Origin of the sequence: Streptomyces sp. SA15, assembly GCF_002291145.1 — a bacterium.
Lineage (GTDB): Bacteria > Actinomycetota > Actinomycetes > Streptomycetales > Streptomycetaceae > Streptomyces.
The window spans coordinates 1-14,083 of sequence record NZ_NTGE01000215.1; the positions used below are offsets into that span (position 1 = coordinate 1).

Here is a 14,083-nt window from a genome sequence, read left to right on the forward strand (position 1 = left end):
AACAGGGCCGCACCAAGGCCGGCAAGGTCGTGGTCTCGATGGTGCCCGACAACGACTGAGAACCGTCCGGCCGCAGACCCTCCGTCCGGCACGGTCACCGGAGGAGAGACGACGCCGTCGGCGATCCAGTGGCGACTACGGTCACTGAGAGCCGCCGCTGTGGGCGTCTCGGTGCCTCCCAATGCCGTACGGCTTGCGACACAACGCGCCACACAGCTCCACGACGCCCGAGCCGTGGTCAAGCCCTCGCACCCGTAACGTGTCAGGAGTGTGATCACGGCGGACGGACCGCCCCGCATGCGTGGGCAGACATGCTCAGGACGGCAGCGTCCCTCCGCCGAGCCACGCACGTTGCCAGTTCGGTGTGCGGTCCTTGTCGACCAGAGCCGCACGGACGCCCTCCAGGAAGTCCGGCGTGCGGATGGTCGTGCGCGTGAGGGCGAGTTCGGCGCCGAGGCACTCGCGCAACGTCTGCTGCCTGCCCCGGGCCAGCAGGGCGTGAGTGATCTCCAGGCTCTGCGGCGAGGCGGACTCCAGGGCGGCCAGCGCGGCTGCCGCCCAGGGAGTGTCGAGGTGGCGCAGGCGTTTCTCGATCTCGCCGAGGGCCAGCGCGCCGAACGCCCAGTCCACGTCCCCGCGTACCTCCGCCAGCCCGCTGCCCGCCACCGGGGACCGGCCGGCGAGGCGGTTCAGGACCACGTCCACCGGGTCGCCGGGGTTGTCGGCCAGCGCCTCCCCGACCGCCTCGAGCCCGTCCGCGGGGACGAAGTGCGTGGCCAGCCCCGTGTACAGGGCGTCGGCCGCGTCGAGCCGGTGCCCGGTCAGTCCCAGGTACATGCCGATCGCGCCGGGCAGCCTCGGCAGGAAGTAGCTGGCCCCGACGTCCGGGAAGAACCCGATCCCGGTCTCCGGCATCGCCAGCACCGCGCGCTCGGTGACGACGCGGAAGCTGCCGTGGACGGACAGACCGAGGCCGCCGCCCATGCACAGGCCGTCGATGAGCGACACGACCGGCACGGGATACTCGGCGATCCGGGCGTTGAGCCGGTACTCGGAGGCGAAGAACCGCTCACTGGCCTCCGCATCCCCGGCGAGGCTGTGCTCGCGGATCGTGCGGATGTCTCCACCGGCACAGAACGCCTTCGTGCTGGTACTGGCGAGCACCACAGCGGACAGCGGTGTGTCCTCCCACGCGGCGAGCACACGGTCGATGGCGGCGACCATGCCTGTCGTCAGGGCGTTGAGCGCCTTGGGCCGGTTCAGCAGGATGCGGCCGACGCCCCGGTGGACGTCGGCGAGAATCTCGACCGCAGTGGTATCAGTCATCGGTCGTCGTCTCGTCTCCGCATCTCGTCTCCGCATCTCGTCTGCGCGCGGACCTGGCCTGTCGTGGCCATCACGTTCCTCACTCGCCGGTCAGGCGTAGATCTGCCCGTAGAGATCCTGGATCTCGTCCACGGTGGGTACGACGGGGTTGTTGGCGGGGGATCCGGACGCGAGCGCCTGCTCGGCCATGAGGGGCAACAGGCGGAACCACTCGTCCTTGTCGATGCCCTGGGCCTGGGGCGTGGGCACCTCAAGATCCTGGCACAGGGCTCGGAGCGCCCCCACGAGCTTATCGGCGGCCAAGGCGTCACTGTCGCCGTCGGTGGCGGCTCCGAGGGCACGGGCGCAGTCGGCGTACCGGCTCTCGGCGGCGGGCACGGAGAACGCTGTCACCGCGGGGAAGAGCATCGCGTTCGACAGACCATGGGCAACGTGGAAGTGAGCGCCGATCGGACGGCTCATGCCGTGCACGAGCGCCACGCTGGAGTTGGAGAAGGCGATACCGGCCTGGGTCGCGGCGAGCATCATCGCCTCGCGCGCCTCGATGTCTCCCCCGTCGGCGAAGACGCGGCGGAGGTGGTGGCCGATGGTCCGGATCGCGTTCAGCGCGAGGCCGTCGGAGAACGGATTGGCCCTGCGGCTCACGTACGCCTCGACGGCATGGGTGAGCGCGTCGACACCGGTGTCGGCGGTCAGCCGGGGCGGCATCGATAGGGTCAGTTCAAAGTCGACGACGGCGGCGACCGGCAGGAACGCCGGCCCCGAACAGAGCATCTTCTCGTCCGTGGCGCTGTCGGTGATGATGGTGAACTGGGTGGCCTCCGAGCCGCTGCCCGCGGTCGTCGGGACCGCGATCATCGGAAGCGCCGGGCCGAGGCTGGTGTGCGGGGCCTTGTAGTCCCGCATCCGGCCGCCCTGGACGCCCAGCAGGCCGAGGGCCTTGGCGGTGTCCATCGGGCTGCCGCCGCCGAATCCGATCACCGAGTCCGCCCCGTGTTCCCGCAGCACGGCCAGGCCCGCCTCGAGCGAGTCGGTCGTCGGATCCGGGACAGTACCGGCGAACAGGCACGGCTGCAGTCCCGCGTCCCTCAGCGCCGACATCAGGCGTTCCGCCGCACCGGTCCCGGCGAGGAACGCGTCCGTCACCAGCAAGGGGCGGTGCAGGCCCAACCCCGCGACGACGTCACCCAGCTCGCCGACGGCGCCGCCGCCGACGCGCAGGATCCGCGGGAGGGAAATGCTGGCAACCATGGCGGCCCTTTCAGCAAGAACAGCGGAGCATGTCGCGCCCACTGCCCCGACTGTGCGGCCCCGCAGCGTGTGCAAACAACCACCAATGGCGCACACCCACTGTGCGCAAATGCAGATACGGTCGAACCGTGAAGCCCCACTCCCCGGACGAGAACCCCGCCCTGCAGCCGGCCGGCTCCCACCGCTCCGTCGATCCGCGCAGACTCCGCGCGGACGATCTGCGCCACCTGCTCGCGCTGTCCCGTACCGGACGCCTGGTAACAGCCGCCGACGCACTCGGCGTGGACCACACCACCGTGTCACGCCGTATCGCCTCATTGGAGAAGAGCATCGGCCTGCGCCTCATCGAGCGCAGCCCTGAGGGATGGACGCTCACGGACATCGGACGAGCCGTCTCGGAGAACGCCCGCGCGATCGAGGAGGCCATCGACCGCGTCGCCAACACCGTGGCGGGCCAGGACTCGCCGTCCCTGCACGGCACGGTGCGCGTCAGCGCGCCCGACGGCTTCGGCACCCTCTTCGCCACACCCGCCCTCGTACGGGTACGCCGCCGGCACCCCCGCCTCCAGGTCGAACTCATCACCGCGACACGGCAGCTCGCCCTGCGCCCGTCCGGTTTCGATCTCGCTCTCGTCATCGGAGTTCCCTCCAGCAGCCACCTGGTGACCGAGCACCTCACCGACTACACACTGGGGCTCTACGCCTGCGACGACTACCTCACCAAGTACGGCCGGCCGGAGACACCGGCCGAGCTGCGCGAGCACCCGCTCATCTTCTACATCGAGTCGATGCTGCAGGTCGGCGACCTCGACATCGAACGCCACCTTCCCGGAATGACCCCCGCCTTCTCCTCGACGAACGTCTTCGCCCAACTCGAAGCCACCCAGCAGGGAGCCGGCATCGGCATCCTGCCGGCCTTCCTGACCCAGCGGACGCAACTGCGCCGACTGCTCCCCGACGAGATCGACATCCGGCTCCCCATCACCCTGGCCGTCCGCCGCGAGGCCGTGACACACCCCGCCGTACGCGCCGTATGGACCGCCCTACGGCAAGAGGTCGCCGAACGGGCCGCCGAACTACTTCCGGGGTGAACGCCACGACCGCGGCGACTCCCCCGACCGCTGGCCCGTGCTGTGACCAGGCTTGTTAGTTGGCACCGCTGTACGTTCCTGACCTGCGGCGATGCCAACAACAGTCAGCGGCATCCATGACGGCGCAAGCATTTTAGTTGGCACATTGGTACACCCCAGGTCAGGGGCTCTACGTCGGGAACTCACGGAGCGGTGGCCCTAGAACACGACCATGCCAGGGGCAGTGCCTGGCTCGGTAGTACGCGATGGGCGACCACGCAAGACGGCCAGGTCTTGGGCGGTACCTGACAGTCCAGGAGTGGTCACCAGGCGGCAAGTGGGCTTCTCGCCCAGAGTGTGCCATCGGTTGAAACAGATGGGCGATTCCACCATCGTCAGCGAGCTGATTGATGGTGGTGTAAGCGCCGTAACAGCAGCGGCCAGCCGGCGAAGTTCTGCCCGAAGTCGACTACCTACACGCCGGGTTGGGGCTGGGTGACGCCGACCGGGCGGAGCCTGTCGGCGACCTAGAGCGGTTCGGCCACCCGCCAGACCAGTTCGGTGGTCAGGTTGGGCGGTGGGGCGATTCCGGCGTCGACCCAGCCCATGGCCGTGCCGTCGCGCCGCTTCGCCGACGCGCCGAGGTCCGCGCCGGGAGCGGTCCACGCGGGCTGCCTGGGCGGCCTCGCGGAAGGCGCCGAGCATGGCGAAGGCGGCTCCGATCGCGGGCAGACCCTTGCCGAGCGGATGTTGGGACCGAGGTCGACCCGCCACAGCCGCTCACCTTCCATGGTGTAGCCGTCGAGGATCGTCGGTCCGGTCACACCGGAGACTGCGCGTTGTCCTTGGCGTTCGTCGGGTACCACTCGACGACGAAGTCCAGGTCGCCGTCCCCGTCGAGGTCGCCGACCGAGGTGTCGTTGGCCGTGTACGAATAGTCGCCGCCGGGCGGGGCCTCCCTCGATCGGCACGTCCGTGCAGCCGTCTGCCATCGGGCGGGCGTCCTGAGGCTCCTGCTCTTCGCCGTCCACCACGGCGTCCACGGAATACTCGGCGCCGGCCGCGGCACCCTCGTCGAGGAAGTTCGTGGTGTCGGTGACGTCGGCGTCCTCGGCCAGCCAGCGCCAGCTCACCAGGTTGCCGTCGCCGGACCGGACGCTGACCGCCCCGCGGTCCAGGTTCTCCAGCAGCGGTGCGGCGGCCGTGCTGCCGGAGGACTCCGGCTCCGCGGCGCCGGAGAGGGCGACCAGCACTTGCGGTCAGTGCACCTGCGGCGAACGTACTGGGCACCACCTTGCCCCGCGTTAAGCGGCGGCGTCTGCGATGCCGCAGCGGTAGGGGGTGTGCGGGTGACATGCGTCCTCCGGGTTGTCGACGGTGGTAGTTGGCCGGTAGTGGCCACCGCGCTCCGCACAGGTTGCCGTCCGGAAAAAATCTCCGCGAATGTCACCGGACCGTGCGGCAGACCCGGCGCGGCCGCGTCACGCCGTGCGGTCGAGGTGAGCGACCTCGACACGCCGGGCGAGGGGTGCACCCATGCGCAGCCGTTCGGCTTCGGCCACGACGGCGGCTCCCAGGCGCCGCAGTTCATTGCCCTGGGATCCGGCGATGTGCGGGGTCAGGATGACGTTGGGCAGATCGAAGAGCGGGGAGTACACCGGCTGCGGCTCGGGGTCGGTCACGTCGAGCACGGCCCTGATACGACCGGTGGCGAGCTCGCGTACCAGTGCCTCGGTGTCCACGAGGCTGCCGCGGGCGGTATTGATCAGCGCCGACCCGTCCGGCAGCAGCGCCAGCCGGCCCGCGTCGATCATGTGCCGCGTCTCGGGCGTGGCCGGGGCGTGTACCGAAACGATCGAGCTGTCCGCGAGCAGGTCTTCCAGCCCCGACTTCCGTACCCCGAGGCTCCGCGCGGCTGCCGCGTCGACATACGGGTCGTAGAGAACGACGTCGAAGTCGAACGGCCGCAGCAGTTCGATCACGCGTCGCCCGACGGCGGAAGCGCCGATGAGCCCGACGCGGCGCCCCATGTTGCCGATGTCCGAGCGGGCCAGGTCCGGGAGCCGGTGCCAGGCCGCACGGCGGTCCTCCTGCGCCGCGAAGACGCCCTTGCCCAGCAGCAGGATCATGCCGAGGGTGTACTCGGCCACCGGCAGCGCGTTCTGCGCGGCGGCCGACGATACGGTGAGCCCGCGCGCTCTGCCCTCGGGCGGAAGCAGCCGCTTCACCGTCCCGCCGGTGCGCAGGACGGTGTGCAGCCGCGGCAGGGCGTCGAGCGCGTGGCAGTCAAGGGGCGGGCATCCCCAGCCCGTCACCAGCACCTCCACTCGGGCCAGTCGGGAGCGCAGCGCGGGATCGCCGAAATCGGTGACTACGCCCGCGGGGTCGATGTCGAGCAGCTCCCGCAGCCGGGCCAGCAGGTCCGGCGGGAAGAGCTGGGGCAGATTCGGTGCATCCATGGCGAACATGGCCGTGGGACGCCGGCTCATCGGGTGAACCCTTCTAGTCCGGGCCTGAGGCTTCACCCACGTTGGGGCAGACCGAGTCGCGGACGACGATGTGCGTGCCCAGCAGGACGTGCTCGGAGGCCCCGGGTGTCTCGCTCTTCAGCGCGAGCCGCACGGCGGTGCGCCCCAGCTCCTCGTGCGGGATGTAAACGGTGGTGAGGTCGATGTCGGCGGCCGGGGGGAGGTCGTCGAATCCGACCATCGACACATCCTCCGGAATGCGCAGCCCGCGCTCTCGCAGCGCCTCGCGCGCGCCCGCGGCGATCAGGTCGTTGCTGGCGAAGACGGCGGTGAAGTCCCGCGGCCCTGCGTCGAGTCGCTCGCGCATCATGCGGTAGCCCTCGCGCCGCACCATTCTCACGCCGTCGACCTCCAGCCCGGGATCATGCGGTACGCCGTGCGCGGCCAGGGCGGCACGGTAACCGGCGACCCGGCTCTCCGGCGTCGTGTACCCGGACCGCCGGCCGAGGAACAGGATGCGCTTGTGGCCCGCCGAGAGCAGGTGGCTGGTAGCGGCGAACGCGCCCCCGGTGTTGTCGTACTCGACCACGATGGCCGGTACGTCGGGGCCCAGCGGCGGGCGGCCGCACAGCACCAGCTGCGAGCCGGCCGCGGCCAGTGCGCGGGCATAGCCGGCCATGCGCTCGCGGTAGGCCTCGTCGGGGTTGATGTTCCCCACGAGAATGACCGCTTCGGCGTGCTCTTCGCGCATCAACTGGATCGCGGCCAGCTCGCGTTCGAGATCTCCGCCGGTGGTGCCGACAATGCAGAGCCGGCCCGCACGCGCGGCCTCCTCGTGTACCCCCTGCGCCACATGTGCGTAGTGCGGGGAGATGACGGAATTGACCACGATGGCCACGCTCTTGGGCCGCACACCCGCGAGTTTCCGGGCGTGGGCGTTGGCCACGTAGTCGAGTTCGCGTACGGCCCGCATGACCTTGCTGCGCGTGGCAGGGGCGTTGGGGTACGTACCGGAGAGGATGCGCGAGACGGTGGCGACAGAGACGCCGGCATGTCTGGCCACGTCCTTGATCGTCGCAGGGCGGGGCTTTCCGTCGCCGGAAGCGATCCGACGCGGCATCCGACCTCCCTGCATCCCGTTTTATTGTCCTCGGCATGTTAACCGTTTGAACTCGATGATGAGCCGATCGATGTGACACGTCAAGCACGAAGGAGGCGGGAACACACCGCTCTTGACATGCCCTCCTCACAGTGCTTCCATCGCGCCCTGTGTAAACGGTTCAACATGCGCTCATGCTCCGCACGTATACGAGCATGAGGAGCTCCCATGGAGCACAGGCACAGACGTCGGAGCGGGTTACGCCGGGCAGGTTCCACCGCGGTGGCAGCGGCCGGGGCGATGATCCTCGTCGTCGGCCTCTCGCAGCTGGGCACCGCCTCCCCCGGCACCGGTACGGCTCAGGGCACGACCGCGGCGGCCGCGCGTCCGATGGAGAACCTGGGGCGCGGCGTCGTGGCCGTGCACTCCGGCGGACACGACGGTGCGGGTACGGGAGGCGGCCGACGGCACGCTGGTGCCCGACCCCGGCACCAGCGCGCTGCTGACGGTCCACGGACCGCACGGCCCGGTCCGCGTGCTGGTGCTCTCCGCCGAGCAGGGGCGGCAAGTCAGCCGCGTCCATATCTGGGGATGCGACCGGCTGGTGCTCTGCGACGACCTGGTGCTCGCCGACGGCGAGGAACTGCGCGTGCACACGGCCGCCGCCCCGGACATCGCCCTCCTCCCTGCGCCGCCCGGGCTGACCGGCACCACCGCAGGACCCGGCGTCCGGGACGGCGCGTTCACCCGCTGGCTCCTGAGCCCGCCCGCGTCTGTGCCCCCGCCCGCGCCCGCCGTCACGTGCGTGCGGTCCGAGGCCGTCGCCGCCCCGGCCCGTACCGGCGGCTCCCACGGCCGGGCCTCCGCACCGCTGGACGCCGACTTCGAACGGGCCAGTGTCCATCACATCGCCGTCCTGCCCGAGGTCTTCGACGAGAGCGAGGAGGCGGGTGAGGTCCTGCTGCGCATCCAGTACACCGGCGACGTGGCCCGGGCCTACATCGGCGGCAAGCTCATCGCCGACCACTTCTGGTACGGCCCGGTCTGGGAGATCGGGCTGCGGCGCTTCGCCGCCGAGGCCGTCCGGCACGGGATCGAGCTCCGGATCCTCCCGGCGGCCCGCGAGAGCCGCATCTATGTGGACCCCACAGCGCGCGACGGCCTGGACGCCGCCCGCGCCCGGACGTCCGTGGACGCCGTGTCGCTCCTGCCGCTGCGGCGGCTCACACTGCGCGCACCGCGGGGATCCGGCCATGACTGACCGCACCCCGGTCAGCCGCAGCGCCCTGCTGTGCGGCGGCACCGGACTCGGCCTCGGCCTTGCTCGCCGCACCCGCCCTCGCCGCGTGCGGCACCCCGCACTCCCAGCCTTTGGACGTACGACCCGCGGCCACCGACATCGTGACCCGCATGATGGCCCAGGCGTTGGCCGACGGCGACACTCCGGACCTGGCGGGCATCGTCATCGACCAGTTCCCCCGCGACGGTCCCAGGCGTTCGCCGAGCACCTGTTCACCGACCCGACCGAGACCGTGCGGCCTTTCCCCACAGCCACTACGCCGCCGCGGCCGAGCCGTGGTCAATCCGGTGGTTGCACACCATCGGTGATGAGCTCCCCGACCTCCTTGCCGCCATAGGCCTCAGGTTGCCGCGCCGAGGGCCCTGATCGCCGACCCGGTGCGTGCTTCGCGTTCGTAGAGGGCATCTGTGATGACCTGGCGCACGACAAGACGGCCGCGAGTCTCACCGCAGCCGCCGACACAGCGTGGCACCTGCTCACGCTTCTCCGCCCGGTTCCGCGCGATGAGCTGCTCTGCCGCTCCTCCCGTCACTTCACCGCCGGCAACGGGATCACATCGGTCGCCGCCACGGCGCTGCTGTACGGGGCCGGCCAACAGGCGCAAGCAATCGAAGGTTTAACCGTTTGTATTGACACTATTCGGGCGTGGGGCTAGCTTCCGAGTCCCAAATGTTAAATCGTTTCAACACGCCCTTCGAGTGGAGTGCTCGTGCCCCAGCTTCCCCGCCGCACCCAGCTGATCGGCGCCGCTCCGGCCGGCGCCGTGAGCCAGTTCCCCAGGCCGCCGGCAGGCCAACACATCAGCCGGCGCCGCTTCCTCACCAGTTCGGCGCTTGCGGCCGGTGGCGCGTTATCAGTGCCGCTGCTCGGAGCCTGCAACGCCAACACGGAGTCCGGCGACGGCAAGACCGTCCTGACCGTCATGTACAAGAACAACGAGCTGACGAAGGAGCAGATCGCCGACTTCGAGGCCAAGAACCCCGACATAAAGATCAGCTTCATTGAGCACGACGAGACGCGGCTCAACGCGATGCTCGCCTCGAACAAACCGCCGGACTTCGTGCGCGGGCCGGCCGTCGGCAGTGCGCGGGCCAACGCGCAGGGGTTGGCCACCGAGCTGGACCCGTACCTGGACAAGAGCAGCGTGTTGAACAAGGAAGACCTGCTGCCTGTCAACGACAGCTTCCGGTGGGACGGCAAGCGGATCGGTCGTGGCCCGTACTACGGCCTCGTCAAGGACTGGAGCCAGGACGCGACGCTCTGGTACAACCGGGCGCTGTTCGAAGAGGCCAAGATCAAGCCGCTGAGCACGACCGAGCCGATCTCCTACGAGGAGCTGCTGGAGATCGGGAAGAAGCTGACCAAGAGAAGCGGCGGCAAGACCCGGGTCTACGGCCTCGGCGTGGAATGGGCATGGAACCTGTACGCGCCGATCTCGATGATGATTCTCCAGCAGGGCGGCGAGGTCTACAGCGCGGACCTGGCCGAGACCGACATGACCACGCCGGAGGCCCTGCGAGCGCTGCGGTGGTACGTCGACTTCGCCAAGGCCGGCGTCGGTCCCACCTCCCTCGACCCGGCGCCGGACGGCGCCGATCTGTCGCTGTTCCTCGCCAAGCGGATGGCGATCACCCAAGACGGTTACTGGTTCGGCGGCAATTTCATCGAAGAGTCCGACGAGATCAAGAACAACATCGCGATGGCGCCTGCACCGGTGATGGGCGACAACCGGATCAGCCCGACGTACGTGGGATGGGGCGCCTACATCCCCGCGAAAGCCAAGCACAAGGCCGAGGCCTGGAAACTCATGGAGTACTTCATGGCCGGGAAGCCGTCGAAGGAGCGGGCCAAGAGCGGCTGGGGCATTCCGGCCTTGGAGTCGCAGCTGGAGCTGATGCCGGAGGAACTGCCGTACCAGAAGCAGGCTTATCAGACGCAGCAGGCTGAGTTGAAGCACGCCGGGCAACTGCCCGACTCCCCCTACATCGGCGGCGCCACCGCATGGGACCCGGTACTCGGCAAGCACCTTGAGCGGGCCATCAAGAACGAGGTCACCGTCGAGACCGCAGCCAAGGCGATCACCGATGAGATCAACAAGTTGTTGAAGCAGGGCAAGGAGCAGATCGGCTAGTGGCGGCCATGGCAACGAAAAGCGCGCGGCGCAGCAGGAAACGCTGGCAGCGGTACTCCAGCCGGACCTTCTACCTGTTCGTCTCGCCGTGGCTGCTGGGCTTCGCGCTGCTCACGGCGCTACCGCTCGGCTACGCGTTAGCGATCAGCTTTACCAACTTCGACGGTCGCAGTCCGCGTTGGCGCTGGGTGGGCTGGCGCAACTACGCCGAGATATTTGGCGACGCGGATGCCCTCGCCAGCCTGTTCCGCACCCTCGCGTTCACTGCGATCGCGGTGCCGCTCATGGTGGTCGGCGGGCTCGGCCTGGCGGTGCTGCTCAACCAGCGGCTGAAGGCGGTCGGCCTGTTCCGGGCGATCTTCTTCCTGCCATCGGTCGTCCCGGTGGTCGCCACAGCCATCATGTGGAAGCTGATCTTCAACCGGGACGTCGGCATCCTCAACGAGATTCTCGATCTGATCAGCATCCCTCCGATCGCCTGGCTGGTCGACCCGAACGCGTTCTACGCGCTGGTCATCCTTATCCTGTGGGGACTCGGCGGCGGGATGGTGATCATGCTTGCCGCCCTGCAGGGCGTACCGGCTGAACTGGAAGAGGCGGCGGTCACCGACGGCGCCAACCGCTGGCAGGTGTTCCGGCACGTCACCGTTCCGATGATCTCGCCGGTCATCTTCTTCCAGGTGGTGACCGGCATCATCTTCACCTTTCAGATCGTCATTCAGCCGCTGCTGCTCGCGCAGACGGGCCAGGTCGGCCAGGTGACTCACGTGCCGAAGAGCACCCACCTGTTCATGGTGCAGGTCTACGAGGAGTTCTTCGCCAACAATCGCTACGGCTACGGCTCCGCGATGCTGTGGGTGTTCTTCCTGGTCATCCTGGTCGTCACGCTCATCGTGCTGCGCTCCAGCCGGCTGTGGGTGCATTACGAGGTCGACAGTGAGGCTGAACGATGACGCAGACCACCGCTGCCACGCCGCCCGCCGTCAGCACACCGCCGGCTACCCGGCGCCGGCGCCCACGCCGCCGGGGCAACGCGGCGCGCACCTACCTGATCCTGATGGCGCTCGCGGTACTTTTCGTTGGTCCGTTCGTCTGGCTTCTGCTTGCCGCGTTGAAGACCAAGGCGGAATGGGTGACGATCCCGGCGAAGATCCTGCCGGAGGAACCGCAGTGGGGGAATTTCACGCAGGCCCTCACCGAGATCAACTTCCCGGCGTACCTGGGGAACTCGGCGTTCCTGTCGTTCATGTTCGCGACTCTTGTGACGTTGTCCAGCGCGGCGGTCGGGTTTGGCTTCGCCCGCCTGCGTGGGCGCGGCAAACGCCCGCTGTTCGTGGTGGTGCTGTCCACCATGATGCTGCCGCAGATCCTCACCCTGATCCCGACGTACGTGCTGTTCGCCAGGGTGGGACTGGTCAACACGTACTGGCCATGGGTGATGTGGGGCCTCGCGGCGTCGCCATTCCTGGTGTTCTTGTTCCGCCAGTTCTTCGCCGCCATCCCCGCCGAACTGGAGGAGGCGGCGATCATCGACGGGTGCGGGTACGGCCGGATCTTCGTGCAGATCTTCCTGCCGCTGTCCCGGCCCGTGCTGTTGACTTCGTTTCTGCTCTCGTTCACCTGGACCTGGGGCGATTGGATCGCTCCGGCCCTGTTCCTCGATCCCGACCAGACCACACTGTCGGTCGCTATCGCCTCGTTCTACCTCGACCCTCATGGCAACCCCGACGCCACGGTGCAGGCGGCCGCCGCCACCCTGTACGTCGTACCCGTCCTGGTGATCTTCCTGTTCGCTCAGCGCTACTTCATCCGCGGCGTCGTCAGTTCGGGCTTGAAGGGATAAACCTCGATACGCCTGGTTCTGGCGGTCGCGGATGGCGCGACCGTCTGATCCACCGCATCCGCCGTGAACGCGACCGCGGCCCATGCCACGGCCGCCGCAAAGGCTTCACCGAGTCCGAAGACGCCCGCCTGCTGGACACTGCCCACCCGACCTCACGCCGCCATACCCCCGCTAATGAAGATCCCTATATCGGGTCGACGCCGTCAATGGTCGGCACGACCGGTCGGATGCTGCCATCGGCATTGAAGTACAGGCGGTCGATCATGGTTTCGCGGTGGGTGCCGTCGCCGTTCGGGATGGCGAAGCGGTGGTAGGCGATGTACCACTGGTCGGTGCCGGGGACCTGGACGACCGAGTGGTGACCGGTGGCCTTGATGCCTTGGCTCAGGTCCTTCTGGAGGATCGTCCCGACGCGGTTGCTCCAGGGCCCGGTCGGTGAGGAGCCGGTGGCGTAGGCGACCCGGTAGTCCTCTGAGCGGGTGTCGTTCTCCGACCACATGAAGTAGTACGTGTTGCCGCGCCTGGCGACGAAGCTGCCCTCGTTGTAGTTCGCTGGCCGGTAGGTGCGCACCTGCGAGGAGTTGAACGAGACCATGTCGCTGTTCAGCGGCACCTGGTGCGAGGAGCCCTGGCCCCAGTACAGGTACGACCTGCCGTCGGCGTCGGTGAATACGGCCGGGTCGATCATCTGGCCCGCATAGGAGCCGGCCGGCACGAGCGGCTTGCCGAGGGCGTCGCGGAACGGGCCGGTGGGTGAGTCGGCCACCGCCACACCCAGGTGCTTGCGGGTGTCGCCGCTGGCGCGACCGGCCGAGAAGTAGAAGTAGTACTTGCCGTTCTTCTCGGCGATGCCCGGGGCCCAGGCCGAGTTGTCCGCCCATGCGATGTCGCTGTCGACGTCCAGGATCACGCCGTGGTCGGTCCAGTTGACCAGGTCCTTGGAGGAGAAGGCCCGGAACTGGGTGCCCGACCAGCCGGCGAAGCCGTCGGTGGTCGCGTAGAGGTAGTACGTGTCGCCGAACCGCACGATGTTGGGGTCGGCGAACAGCCCCGGGATCGCGGGGTTCGACACCGTGTTCAGCTCCCACTGCTGGTTGGTCCCGGTGCCGCAGGTCTGCTGCCGGAGGCGGGTGCCGTTGGCGGTCGAGGCGCCCGGGACCTCGAGGCATTTGCCGGAATGCCGCGCCATCAGCCGGGTGTGGTCGGCGCCGGTGTTCTCGACCTTCCACTGCTGGTTGGTCCTGGAGGAGCACGACCACTGGATGACCGCCGCGTTGTCGGCGGCAGAGGCACCCGAGACGTCCAGGCACTTGCCGGAGTGGCGGGCGGCGAGCTGCACATACCCGTTACCGAGGTCGCGGATGCGCCACAGCTGATTCAGCCCGTCATTGCACGTGTACTGGCCGACCTCGGCGCCGTCGTCCGTCGAGGCGCTGACGACGTCGGCGCACTTGCCCGAATGCCGGGCGATCAGCTCGACCGAGGTCCCGTCGGTCAGATGGTGGGCGGCCGCCGCCGGGGAGACGGTGGTGAGGGCCAACCCGAGGCCGAGTATGCCGGTGAGCGCCGTTCTGCCTGCCGTTCGCATGACAACT

General features: G+C 68.7%; 13 protein-coding genes. 5 read left to right on the forward strand and 8 right to left on the reverse strand.

Going from position 1 to position 14,083, the window contains the following annotated elements; translation table 11 throughout:
• Positions 1 to 315 precede the first annotated feature (315 nt).
• Together CLM62_RS45980 and CLM62_RS45985 are read right to left on the reverse strand one after the other, a co-directional pair.
• A complete protein-coding gene (locus CLM62_RS45980) occupies positions 316 to 1,326 on the reverse strand; it encodes an enoyl-CoA hydratase/isomerase family protein (RefSeq protein ID WP_095755870.1) in 1,011 nt (336 codons plus the stop codon).
• Positions 1,327 to 1,416: 90 nt separating this feature from the next.
• On the reverse strand, positions 1,417 to 2,577 hold the full coding sequence (locus CLM62_RS45985; RefSeq protein WP_095755871.1) for an iron-containing alcohol dehydrogenase: 1,161 nt from the start codon (positions 2,575 to 2,577) through the stop codon (positions 1,417 to 1,419).
• 128 nt (positions 2,578 to 2,705) lie between these two features.
• Between CLM62_RS45985 and CLM62_RS45990 the strand changes: the two genes are divergently transcribed.
• Positions 2,706 to 3,668 (forward strand): LysR family transcriptional regulator, encoded by a 963-nt coding sequence (locus tag CLM62_RS45990; RefSeq protein ID WP_218835680.1) that lies wholly within the window; start codon positions 2,706 to 2,708, stop codon positions 3,666 to 3,668.
• Positions 3,669 to 4,174: 506 nt separating this feature from the next.
• Here the strand turns inward: CLM62_RS45990 and CLM62_RS53365 are convergent.
• From CLM62_RS53365 to CLM62_RS46005, 4 genes are all read right to left on the reverse strand, one after another.
• On the reverse strand, positions 4,175 to 4,438 hold the full coding sequence (locus CLM62_RS53365; protein ID WP_373559255.1) for a hypothetical protein: 264 nt from the start codon (positions 4,436 to 4,438) through the stop codon (positions 4,175 to 4,177).
• A 29-nt stretch (positions 4,439 to 4,467) separates the two neighbouring features.
• Positions 4,468 to 4,716, reverse strand: coding sequence for a hypothetical protein (locus CLM62_RS53370; RefSeq protein WP_373559251.1), 249 nt, complete (start codon positions 4,714 to 4,716; stop codon positions 4,468 to 4,470).
• A 412-nt stretch (positions 4,717 to 5,128) separates the two neighbouring features.
• A complete protein-coding gene (locus CLM62_RS46000) occupies positions 5,129 to 6,136 on the reverse strand; it encodes a hydroxyacid dehydrogenase (RefSeq protein ID WP_095755873.1) in 1,008 nt (335 codons plus the stop codon).
• A gap of 13 nt (positions 6,137 to 6,149) precedes the next feature.
• Positions 6,150 to 7,178 carry a LacI family DNA-binding transcriptional regulator gene (locus CLM62_RS46005; RefSeq protein ID WP_306457978.1) on the reverse strand — a complete coding sequence of 343 codons (1,029 nt, stop codon included), beginning with the start codon at positions 7,176 to 7,178 and terminating at the stop codon, positions 6,150 to 6,152.
• 478 nt (positions 7,179 to 7,656) lie between these two features.
• On the opposite strand from CLM62_RS46005, the gene CLM62_RS46010 reads away from it, so the two are divergent.
• On the forward strand, positions 7,657 to 8,475 hold the full coding sequence (locus CLM62_RS46010; protein WP_095755875.1) for a hypothetical protein: 819 nt from the start codon (positions 7,657 to 7,659) through the stop codon (positions 8,473 to 8,475).
• Here the strand turns inward: CLM62_RS46010 and CLM62_RS49605 are convergent.
• Positions 8,438 to 8,680, reverse strand: coding sequence for a hypothetical protein (locus CLM62_RS49605; RefSeq protein WP_143659282.1), 243 nt, complete (start codon positions 8,678 to 8,680; stop codon positions 8,438 to 8,440). The two genes, CLM62_RS46010 and CLM62_RS49605, sit on opposite strands and share 38 nt — an antisense overlap.
• 543 nt (positions 8,681 to 9,223) lie before the next feature.
• On the opposite strand from CLM62_RS49605, the gene CLM62_RS46015 reads away from it, so the two are divergent.
• The 3 genes from CLM62_RS46015 to CLM62_RS46025 are packed head-to-tail and all read left to right on the forward strand — an operon-like array spanning position 9,224 to position 12,488.
• Positions 9,224 to 10,645: a sugar ABC transporter substrate-binding protein gene (locus CLM62_RS46015; protein WP_095755876.1), complete on the forward strand. Its 1,422-nt coding sequence runs from the start codon at positions 9,224 to 9,226 to the stop codon at positions 10,643 to 10,645.
• Between the two features lie 8 nt (positions 10,646 to 10,653).
• Positions 10,654 to 11,598 (forward strand): carbohydrate ABC transporter permease, encoded by a 945-nt coding sequence (locus CLM62_RS46020; protein WP_095755942.1) that lies wholly within the window; start codon positions 10,654 to 10,656, stop codon positions 11,596 to 11,598.
• Entirely contained in the window at positions 11,595 to 12,488 is an 894-nt protein-coding gene (locus tag CLM62_RS46025) for a carbohydrate ABC transporter permease (RefSeq protein ID WP_095755877.1), read from the forward strand. Before CLM62_RS46020 ends, CLM62_RS46025 begins: the two co-directional genes overlap by 4 nt.
• A gap of 184 nt (positions 12,489 to 12,672) precedes the next feature.
• Here the strand turns inward: CLM62_RS46025 and CLM62_RS46030 are convergent, their stop codons facing one another.
• The gene (locus CLM62_RS46030) at positions 12,673 to 14,076 is read right to left on the reverse strand and encodes a family 43 glycosylhydrolase (protein WP_095755878.1); all 1,404 of its coding nucleotides are present in this window, start codon (positions 14,074 to 14,076) and stop codon (positions 12,673 to 12,675) included.
• Between the last annotated feature and the right edge of the window lie 7 nt (positions 14,077 to 14,083).